This is a genomic window from Cyclobacterium sp., assembly GCF_014762705.1.
Classification (GTDB): Bacteria; Bacteroidota; Bacteroidia; order Cytophagales; family Cyclobacteriaceae; genus Cyclobacterium.
Genome location: NZ_JABURL010000107.1, coordinates 153,641 through 163,455, shown reverse-complemented (window position 1 = coordinate 163,455; position 9,815 = coordinate 153,641). Strand labels below are relative to the sequence as shown.

Annotated in this window: 5 protein-coding genes; all 5 read right to left on the bottom strand. The window is 41.8% G+C overall.

Annotation, left to right across the window (positions count from 1 at the left end; all coding sequences use genetic code 11):
- Positions 1-1,069: 1,069 nt before the first annotated feature.
- The gene (locus HUJ21_RS21725) at positions 1,070-3,445 is read right to left on the bottom strand and encodes an OmpA family protein (RefSeq protein ID WP_291372794.1); all 2,376 of its coding nucleotides are present in this window, start codon (positions 3,443-3,445) and stop codon (positions 1,070-1,072) included.
- Between the two features lie 2 nt (positions 3,446-3,447).
- Positions 3,448-4,422: a type IX secretion system membrane protein PorP/SprF gene (locus HUJ21_RS21720; RefSeq protein ID WP_291372793.1), complete on the bottom strand. Its 975-nt coding sequence runs from the start codon at positions 4,420-4,422 to the stop codon at positions 3,448-3,450.
- A gap of 39 nt (positions 4,423-4,461) precedes the next feature.
- On the bottom strand, positions 4,462-7,377 hold the full coding sequence (locus HUJ21_RS21715; protein ID WP_291372792.1) for a gliding motility-associated C-terminal domain-containing protein: 2,916 nt from the start codon (positions 7,375-7,377) through the stop codon (positions 4,462-4,464).
- Positions 7,378-7,593: 216 nt separating this feature from the next.
- Positions 7,594-9,150, bottom strand: a complete 1,557-nt coding sequence (locus HUJ21_RS21710) for an LruC domain-containing protein (RefSeq protein WP_291372790.1) — start codon at positions 9,148-9,150, stop codon at positions 7,594-7,596.
- 56 nt (positions 9,151-9,206) lie between these two features.
- The gene (locus HUJ21_RS21705; RefSeq protein WP_291372788.1) at positions 9,207-9,641 is read right to left on the bottom strand and encodes a hypothetical protein; all 435 of its coding nucleotides are present in this window, start codon (positions 9,639-9,641) and stop codon (positions 9,207-9,209) included.
- Positions 9,642-9,815: the final 174 nt, after the last annotated feature.

Here is a 9,815-nt window from a genome sequence, read left to right as displayed (position 1 = left end):
TTTTAATTTATTTTATCTTATTATATTTTTATTATTTTTTAATTTAATTCTTTTTTTATTTAATTTTTATTCTTCGATAATTTTTTAATTTTTTTTTAATATTTACTTTCTATCGGATATTTATTAAACCTAATTCATTCTAATTTAATGTATTTACTATTTTTTGAGTTATTTTTTTTACCTCTTTTTAATTTATTTTAGATAACCACTTAATATTAGGGTTCATTTTTAAACTACAATAGCCATTTTTTTATTTTGTTCTTTATATTAAATCTAATCCATTTCTTATTCCTAATTTTTAACTTTAACTGTAATTTTATTCCTTACCCAAAACTCATTGTGTTTTTTACTATCATTTTTTTCATCTATCAAAGTTTTTATAAAACTATTTAAACTTAACCAGTCGTTCAAAAAGCATTCTCCATTCATTCAAATTCTTTGACAATCACTTAGTCTGTCAAGACTGCCGCTTTTTACTTTTCCGGTTAATGATTTCCAAATTAAATTTGATAATTCTGGATTGGTATTAAGTATTGCTTTAGCCTGAGCCGGAAACCAGGAAGGTTTGGAATAACAAAAAAAACCCTCATTACGAGGCATATAGTGGGTTTTGAGCGGTGAAAGCCCTGGGAATCTCTAGCCAAACGAGACTGCCACATCCTTTCCCAGCGCCTATACCCACGACAAAGGGTTCGCAGTGACGATTCAATTGGTTTTTATTGACGATCTTAATTCGAACTCAGTTTTAATGCATCTTTCGGAAAAAGTTAAGAGGTGTGCCTTTTTCTTAAAATGCTAAATATACCCGGGGGAAAAGGTTAAATTAACTAACTCCGTAATTAAGGTGAAGGAATAATAAAAACGATCAAAAATATTTGAAGACTTCGAAAAAAGTCAAAAATAATCCCTAACCAGTTAAGGGTAAAAAAGCCATAGCAGTTGGTAAAAATAGAATTCAGAATCCTTTCAAGGGTATTAAAAACAACAAATTTGCCTGGAGTTAACGAAAATACTCTTGGCTAATTAAACAAAAAAAGGAGCTTTTGAAAGCTCCTTTTTTATTCTTCGATTACTGTCCTTCTTTCTTAGACCAATTTTTCTTTGGCTTGGGAATGCTGGGCAGGATCAGCTCCGTTCGACGGTTTAGTTGGTGCATATCAGGACTGCAGGGCTGTTCATCACAATCGTTCACAGGTTTTGTTTTTCCAAAAAACTCATACACCAACCGATCAGAGGCGATGCCCCTGCCTTCCAGGTAATTTTTCACCACCAAAGCCCTCTCTTTAGATAATGCTTCGTTGTATTCGGCTGACCCTCTGTTGTCTGTATGTCCCATTATGGCCAATCTCCTGTTGATCATGTTTTTCAACATTAATGCCACCCTTTCCAGGGCCATCATGTCGGCAACATCAAGCTCCGCTTGATCAAAACCAAAATAAATGGTAGGCAACTCTTCCGGCAATTGAATGTTGCTGATATCGCATAGATCCACACCTTGCAATTCAGGGGGCATATTATAGGCCTTTCCTTCTTCCGGAAATGCCAGCAGGAGCAATTCCGTCCTCCTGTTTAATTGGTGAAGATCTTCAGGACAGGGATTCCCATCACCGCAATCATTGGCCAATTCAGTTTCTCCCATCCATTCTGCTTCAATCCTGGATCTGGCTACCCCGAATTCCGCCAAATAGTCCCTTACTGCGTCCGCCCTTTTCTCACTGAGGGCCTCATTGTAAGCTTCACTTGCCCTGGCATCTGTATGAGACCTAACAACAATATTTAAAAAGGAATAATATTTTAACAAGTCTGCCACCTTATCCAAAGAAACCTCAGCATCATCCCTTATTGCCGATTCATCCAGGTTGTAATATACCAGATCTACATATACAGCTGTGTTGTAAGGGATTCTAACCAATTGATAGGTCTTCTCCAGGCTTCCTGAGGCCAGTCCCCTGGTACTCAAATCCTTGTCCTGAACAGCAAAATAACCCTGCTTTTTGATCTGGATTTCATGGTCTTGTTCGGGAGCCATTTCGGCCTGAAGCATGCCATCCCCAATTTGATCAATACCAATGTTGATTTTATCATTGCCCTCCGTTAAGGAAACCTCTAAGGCACCTGATACCTTTTCTCCGTCACAAGCCAAAACCAATGCCTGGAAATCCTTATACAAAGTTTCCAATTCAAAAATATCATCCCATCCGCTGCTTTCTGGTCGGTTTGAGGAAATCAAAACCCTGTTTTCTGCCGTTTCGAAAAATCCAAAGTCATCCTGCGGTGAATTGTAAGGTAAGCCCATGTTTTTTACTCCGGCAAAGGTATCGTTGTTCCTGTCGGAAGCAAAAATATCCAGTCCCCCAAGCCCGGGATGTCCATCAGAGGCAAAGTAAAATTTTCCATCCTGAATAAAGGGATCTATTTCGTTGCCGGCAGAATTAATTACAGGTCCCAGATTAACTGGTTTCTGAAATTCAAAATTTTCTCCATAAGTCATGTAGTACAAGTCAAAGCCTCCATGTCCACCAGACATGTCTGAAGAAAAGTATAACCTTTTATTGCTTTCGTCAACAAAAGGACTTTTTATACTGTATTCCAGAGGAGCATTAATTGGCAGGCCTTTAAAGTCAACGGGCTTGCCTGCTGCATCCAGCCTGCTGAAATACAGCTCCGAGTGGACTTCATAATTTTTGGACCGCCTGATATCCCTGGTGACTGTATAAAAAATAATATCCTGCTCTTGCAAAACATAGGGATCTGAGGCATGAAATACCCCGGGAACCGGAACCTCAAAGGGAGATACCGTTCCATCGGTATCCATGCGGTAAATACTTAAGTAATCCCTTCCTGTCCAATCTGAGGATTTGTTGTAGTATTTATAGCTCTTGTCAATCCGCAAAGCTTTTTTCTTCCGGTCAGATTCACCCCCTCTGTCTGAGGTAAAATATATCCTTCCCTGCTGGTCCTTTACCCAACCAAATTCGGTACTTGAACTGTTGATCCGGTCCAGTCTTTTGAGCCCGGCATTGCCTTCTGAACCATACCAATATTTTAAAGAATCCAATTGAAGGTTTCTGATGGCCCCGTTCTGCTCCTCGTCCAGGGAATCCAATGCCATAAAAACAGCATCCTTTTCACCAGCCCTGTTGGCAGCAGCAATATATTGTAACCAATCCTTGTCATCCGCTTCCGCAAAAGTGACTGCCTTTTCCCACCAGTTGTAAGCTTTGGGATAATCTCTTAAAACATCAAAAGCCAATGCAGCTCCCTTTGCAGCCTGAAAAGAAGGTTTTTTGGCATAGGCATTGGCATATCCCTGGCCAGCTTCAAAATAGTTTTCCTCTGCAAGCTTTCTGTCAGCATAGCGCAACAATCCACTTTGGGCAGTGGCGCTGCCTGAAAGCAGGCCAAACAAAAACACCGGAATTAAATAAATAAAAATCTTCTTCATATTCAGAACCATCTTGGGTTGTTCATATTCACTTTTCTTGGAGAAATATAGTAGCCAAGGGAAATTTCATGTGAATTGTTCCTTAAGCCACTGAAAGCATTGGTCTGCACATCATAGGCATAACCCAACCTGAGTTTTTCCGTTGCGAACAATTCAAGGATCAGTGCCACGGCATTTCTTGAGGACAAACCCTCGGGCAAATCGTTTTGTCCTATTTTAAGGTTGGTCCGATAAGATGCTCCGGCCCAGATTCTGTCCATAAACAAAAACATACCATTTAAATCCAGGTTGCTCGGGCCACTACCACCATTTCTTAGCAGAAAGGAAGGTTTGAACTGCACCTGTTCGGATAAGGGCAGCAATCCCCCTGCTGTGAGGTAATAATGCACATTGTGGTAGACAAGGGCTACGGCCTCATCCTCGAGTGATTTCCGCCCAATCAGGTTATATGCACTAAAACCAGCGTAAAAATCCGGACTGTGGAAAAATACTCCCGTATTTAAATTTGGGGTAAATAAGTTGATTCTGCCTTCTGGAATTTCTCCGTCGTCAAAATCATTGGGATTAAACATGGAACCATCAATGGCATATTCGGTAACACCCCCACTGATCCCAAATCCCAAAAAGGAAGCAGATCCTGTTTGAATCCTGTAGGCATAGGTCAGTAAACCGGAATTGGTTTTGGCCGGCCCCTGCTCATCAGCAAGAATGGAAGCACCAAACCCCATCAAACCTTCATTGGCACTCAGGTCTGCGGTTACCGTAAAGGTAGTAGGGGCTCCCGGTAATCCTGCCCACTGACTCCGATAGGTGGATTGAATGTAATGCTCACCCTTGTAGCCTGCATAAGCAGGGTTGATATGCAATCCATTGAACATGTACTGACTGAATTGAGGCAATTGTTGGGCTTCTGTTAAGCCAAATCCCAGGCCATTCAACACCACCAAAAATCCAAAAACTCTAAAAATATTTTTCATTGATCTCCAATTTAAACGATCCCGATTAACACAAAATAATTACTTTACTACCTGAACCCATCCCTTATAGGTTTGGGCATCTCCCATACTGTCTGTAATGACCAATACATAGTAGTAGGAACCTGCATTTAAACCCTGCGCAGCCCAATCATTTTGGTAATCCTCGGAAGCAAATACATGGTCACCATTCCTGTTCAAAATGGTCAGGGAGCTTTGTGCAAACCTTTCAATTCCCCTTATCTCGAATGTATCATTCTTTCCATCCAGGGTACCTGGCGTGATCACATTGGGAATAAAGAAGGTATTAACCTGATTGGTATCGGTAGATTCCTGAATAAGGGAAACATTCTCCTGGTTTTCCGGCACCTGAAGCGTTACCCTATTGGTGATGGTACCAGGGCTTGTGGCCTGAACCCTGATGCGATAAACTTTTTCTTCACCTGCTCCAATGCTGGAAATTGTCCAGCTGATGGTGTTACCTGTGACTGCAGGATCTGCATCTCCTGTAAAACCGAGGTATGCCAGACCTGAAGGCAATTCATCCTGAACCGTAATCCCTTCACCTGGACCATCTCCGTTGTTGGTTACCCTGATCTCATACTCAAATTCATTCCCCTGGTAAATAGCTATTCCAAAAGAAGTTTTTAGGATACTAATATCCACTGGCCGGGCCAGTATGGATACAGGCACGGCTTGAGCCAGGTCTTCATAATCACCTATGCTGATTTCTGCAATATTCACCACTTCACCCAAGCTAGAACCCATGACTTCCAAATCGATATTGAAAGCCTCTCCCGAAGCTATTCTTTCAATTACCCATAGGTTATCTTCTGTTTGCTCAGGAACTGCAGATAAAAACATCAACCCTTCAGGAAGTATATCTGTTACCTGAACATTTTCCAGATCAAAGTCAGAGTTGTTGGTCAATTGAATGGTATAGGTCACTATCCCTCCAATGGACGCTTCTGTCACATCGGGAGTTTTAGAAACTTCCAGTTGAATAGGCCTTACGGTAATGCTAACCATAGCCTGGTCACAAAATTGGCGATCGGTATTCTCACAAATTTCGTACATGAAACTATCCGAGCCGGAAAAGTTTACATCCGGGGTATAGCTGACCGAACCATCGGCATTCTGAACGATACTGCCATTAACCGGATCTGTTGTAATCACCAGGGTTTCAACCAGCAATTCGCCGGTATTGATAAAATCATTTTCCAGCAAATTGATAGTAACAGGTTGGTTTTGGTTGGTCACTGCCGCATCGTCATTGGCTTCCAATTGTATATCAAGCAGGGAAAAAATAATGGTACCCTGGTCTGAATTGCCTGGATTAATGGTCTCCTTCAATTCATACAGCAATTCATAGTTTCCATTGGGCAGGCCCTCAGGAATAGATAACTCACCTGCAGCAGTCAAACTGAGGCCAGTCAACCCGTCCGCATCCAATAATTCAACAACCACTCTTCCCTCCTCTATGGGTTCACCGTTCAACAGGTCATTGGCGACCAGATCACCAATTACCCCTCCACGATTGAGGTTCACGTTTCCGAAATTGTCGTCTACCGCAATCAAAAGGGTTGGGGCCACCCTAATACTGACTTCGGCCTGGTCACATTTGCCCGGATCTGCCGCATCACAAATCTGATACACCAGGGTATAGGATCCGGAAGGAATGCCTTCTGAAATATCTATTGACCCATCTTCCGTGAGGAGGATAAAACCCGGAGCCTCATTACTTACCGTGCTGAGATTTACATTTTCAATCAATGCAGGAAGGCCATTCAACATATCATTGTCCAGCACATTCAACAAACTGTCCTGCGCAAAACTATTTTCCAGTTCGGCAGCATCGTCAAATGCCTCAGGCTTATATTCTATGACTTCAATCGTCACCTCTGCCTGGTCCGATTCGCTGCCCGTGCTTATTTCATAAGTAAGGGTATAAACGCCGGGTGCTGTATTAGGAGGAACATCCACCGTGCCATCGGGATTTAAAACAGCGGTACCCGAGGGAAAGTCTTCCAAAACCTCCATTTGTACATCAATAGGGTTTAGTGCAGCTCCATTCAATTCATCATTGTCATAAATATTCAGAACGGCATCCCCTCCCAGCTCGCTATTTATGCGTTCTGCCAAATCAGGAGTGGCCGAAATGGCATTGACAAAGAATACCAGTTTGCCATCCGGTTCATTAACCGCAATAATACGAATGCCAAAGATAGGCTCATTCGACTCGAATAGGGAGGGGGAGAACAAAACCATCTCCTGATTTTGATCCGGGACATTGCTCACATGGTGAATGCCTGTTGTCCATTGATAACCTCTTACCTCAATAGTATTGGCACCTTCAATTGGCTCTCCATCCCTGCCAAGAGCGATGAAATCTGTTGGAGAATTCCCATTCCGCTCTGTGTACAGCAGAAAACCGGATGTCACTACCGGGTCGCTGTAGATCAAATCCACAAATTGATCTCCCCTGGGAATAGAGGGTTGAGAATTGATATCCCAATATGAACGGATATCAGGGGTAGAAACTACAGCTTCCAGGTTACTAAAAAATTCCGGGTCCCTGTGTGAAATAATGGCATTGTCGGATCGAACGATTTGAATGGCATCTGGCCTTATTTCATTGCTTCCAATGGCAGGGTTGGGATTTGCCACTGAAGGATTTCTCGTGGTCGCAAAAATGACCTTATCCCCTTCAATTTGAATCCCACTTATTATGACAGGCACATCATCCGGACTGGGATTTTGGTTGCCTTCCGGAGAAGTTTGAATCAATTCCTCACCTTCGATCAGGTAGTTTACCTGCTGGATCTCGATATTGTTTTCCTCCCCGGTGACCCTGACAACCTGAGCATGGCTGAAAAAAACAATAAAAATAGCCATTGTCATCATCGGCAGAAACCTGTTAAAAAAAACAAGCTGCCTGCCCAAAGTTAAATATCCCATGAAAATTCTATTAAAAACCCGCTGTTATTCCTAATCTATAAACAAAATAAATAATCGTAGTGCTAAAATAGTTCTTTTATCACTAAACAACAAAAAACGATTTCAATCTCTTCTGAGAAATGGCACCACAATTGGCCTGTATCTCAGATAAATTAGAAATAAAGATCAGGTAATCCTTTGAGATACCTGATCTTTATTCTAAAATGATTTAGCGCATTACCTCGGAACCCTTCCCCGGGGCCTTGTCGGAACAAGAACAATATTTTCCTCTAATTGTGCATTCAACATGTACTGATCATTCCGGTTTTCCCCTCCATCCTGATACCAATCCGTATGAGACTCTCCTCCGGATACCACCCAATCGAAGAACCGGATGTATCCTTTGGTAATAGGAACTTTATTGATCATGTAAGGAATGCTTACAGGCACATTCATTGCCCAGGGTAAACCATTTTCTTTATTTCGGTAATAACTGTCAGCCCCATTGGTACTGCCGTCCTCTTTGGTGCCAAAAATAGATTCATCTACATGCTTTGTGGGCTTCTTGCCCGGCAAATGCACTTCAATACCTCTATTTTGATTGACTATTAAAAATGGATTGAAATTTTCCATTCCCAAATCTGCCAGGCTGGTAGGGCCCGCTCCTTGCGTCACACCATCCTCTTTAAGTGTGATCACGATGGTTTGCAATTTTAATTCCTGAAAACCAAATTTAGGGTCTGTGTTGATTCCCAATGCCCCTTGCCCGGGATGTGTGAGGACCAGGTCCACATCATCAAAAGGAATGATGGTAGCAAATTCATTGTCTGCTTCCAGGCCATTTTCTGCAAACTTGTGGATGGATTCTGATTTGGTTTTGGTACCAACTACTCTTATGACCTTTTCGGGAGACAAACCGGTAAACTCTATACCAAACCCATTGCTAAACCCGGCTCCGGCGGCCCTGGTCAAAAGCTCCACTACAACTTCTACCACATGTCCTTTTGCATCCGTAATTCTATTGATCCTGTAATCCACTACGAGATCATTAAAATCGTAATCTCCCCTTGCCGGCCACAAGTCTTCAAACATCAGGGTTCCAAAATCAGGCCCGGGAAAATAATTATTGAAAGCCTTGTATTTATCTTCAGGAAATACTTCCTCCTCATCGGCAACTCCGTCTCCATCAGTATCCTTCATTTGGCTTACCGGCAAACAACTTTCAGAAGGGTCAGAGGCATATTTTCCGGGAATAACCAGCTCATCCATTCCTATTCTGGCAGTCCCCCCGGAGCCAACAAAACTAATAAAGACCTTGACCGTTTCACCGATATATTTTGCGGGTACATTTACAGTCACTTCATGAACCTCCGTTTGCTTGTTGATAGGATTGGGAAAGTCAAAAGTGTCAAATTTTTCTACATCTCCTTCTCCGGTGCTTTCATTTTCGGCATCGAATGAGATTACCTGCATCAAGATACTTCTGTTGCCTCCGGCATTACCGTCAAGCCTGGTTTTAAAAGTAATATTTCCTGCTTCAAGTGTCAGCCAGGGTGATTTAATCCAGGTAGCGGTATTGGACTCATTGGTTACCTGATTGGTTCTTAGACTGTAATCCCCGGAAATCAGGGTGCCACTGTTATCACTTGTAGTTACAGCTCCCATGCCCCAGCAGGCTGCGAAATATTCATCCCTATCTCCCCACTCCGCATCTAATTCTACTGTATTTTCCTGTGCCAATGAAGGGAGGGCAATCAAGCCCATTATATAAATTAATATTGCTGTTTTTTTCATGATCTGAATTTTTAAAAATATTTAAAACAATCTCTTAGAAGAATCAAGTTTCTGCTTTAGGGTTCAATGTCATCATTATCCCTGTCAATAATGAAGTCAAAAGAAACCTGCTTATTGGAAATCTCCGCCTTTTTTTCAATGGCACCATATATCATGGTAACTTCCTTAGCATAAGCAGGCAAATCAAAAGTCATCTCAAAATCTGCTCCCATCTGCTGCACCCCGGCATAAAACTCATTGCCGTTTTCGGTTTCAAAGGTGAGGGTCCGGCTAATGTCTATATTCGCGGACAATCCCTTTACCAATACGGTCACCTGTTCTGTCGTCTTCCAATCAAAAAAACTGGAAGCCTGAAGATGTTCAATGTCTTGGGGATTACCTGTCCCAACGGGCCCTTCTATGGGTTGATCAACACAGGACACCAAAATCCCCATTGACAATCCTAAAAAAATAATCAACCTTATCCCGGTAAAATTTTTGCTGTTTTTCATTTTTGTCTTATTAAATAGCTTACTGCTTAAAATTTTCAATTGCTGCTGTTCTTTGATACCCCTAAATTCAGAAATATTATCACGTCAAATAATAATTTTCGATGAACACTACTTTTGAGCAGGTCAATTGAGATTTTGTAAGGTTTAATGTTATGGTATGCGTTGGTTTTCAGA

Bases quoted from the DNA above. Each gene is read 5' to 3' on its own strand.
- HUJ21_RS21710 (WP_291372790.1), bottom strand. From the start codon at position 9,150: ATGAAAAAAACAGCAATATTAATTTATATAATGGGCTTGATTGCCCTC.
- HUJ21_RS21720 (WP_291372793.1), bottom strand. From the start codon at position 4,422: ATGAAAAATATTTTTAGAGTTTTTGGATTTTTGGTGGTGTTGAATGGC.
- HUJ21_RS21715 (WP_291372792.1), bottom strand. From the start codon at position 7,377: ATGGGATATTTAACTTTGGGCAGGCAGCTTGTTTTTTTTAACAGGTTT.
- HUJ21_RS21705 (WP_291372788.1), bottom strand. From the start codon at position 9,641: ATGAAAAACAGCAAAAATTTTACCGGGATAAGGTTGATTATTTTTTTA.
- HUJ21_RS21725 (WP_291372794.1), bottom strand. From the start codon at position 3,445: ATGAAGAAGATTTTTATTTATTTAATTCCGGTGTTTTTGTTTGGCCTG.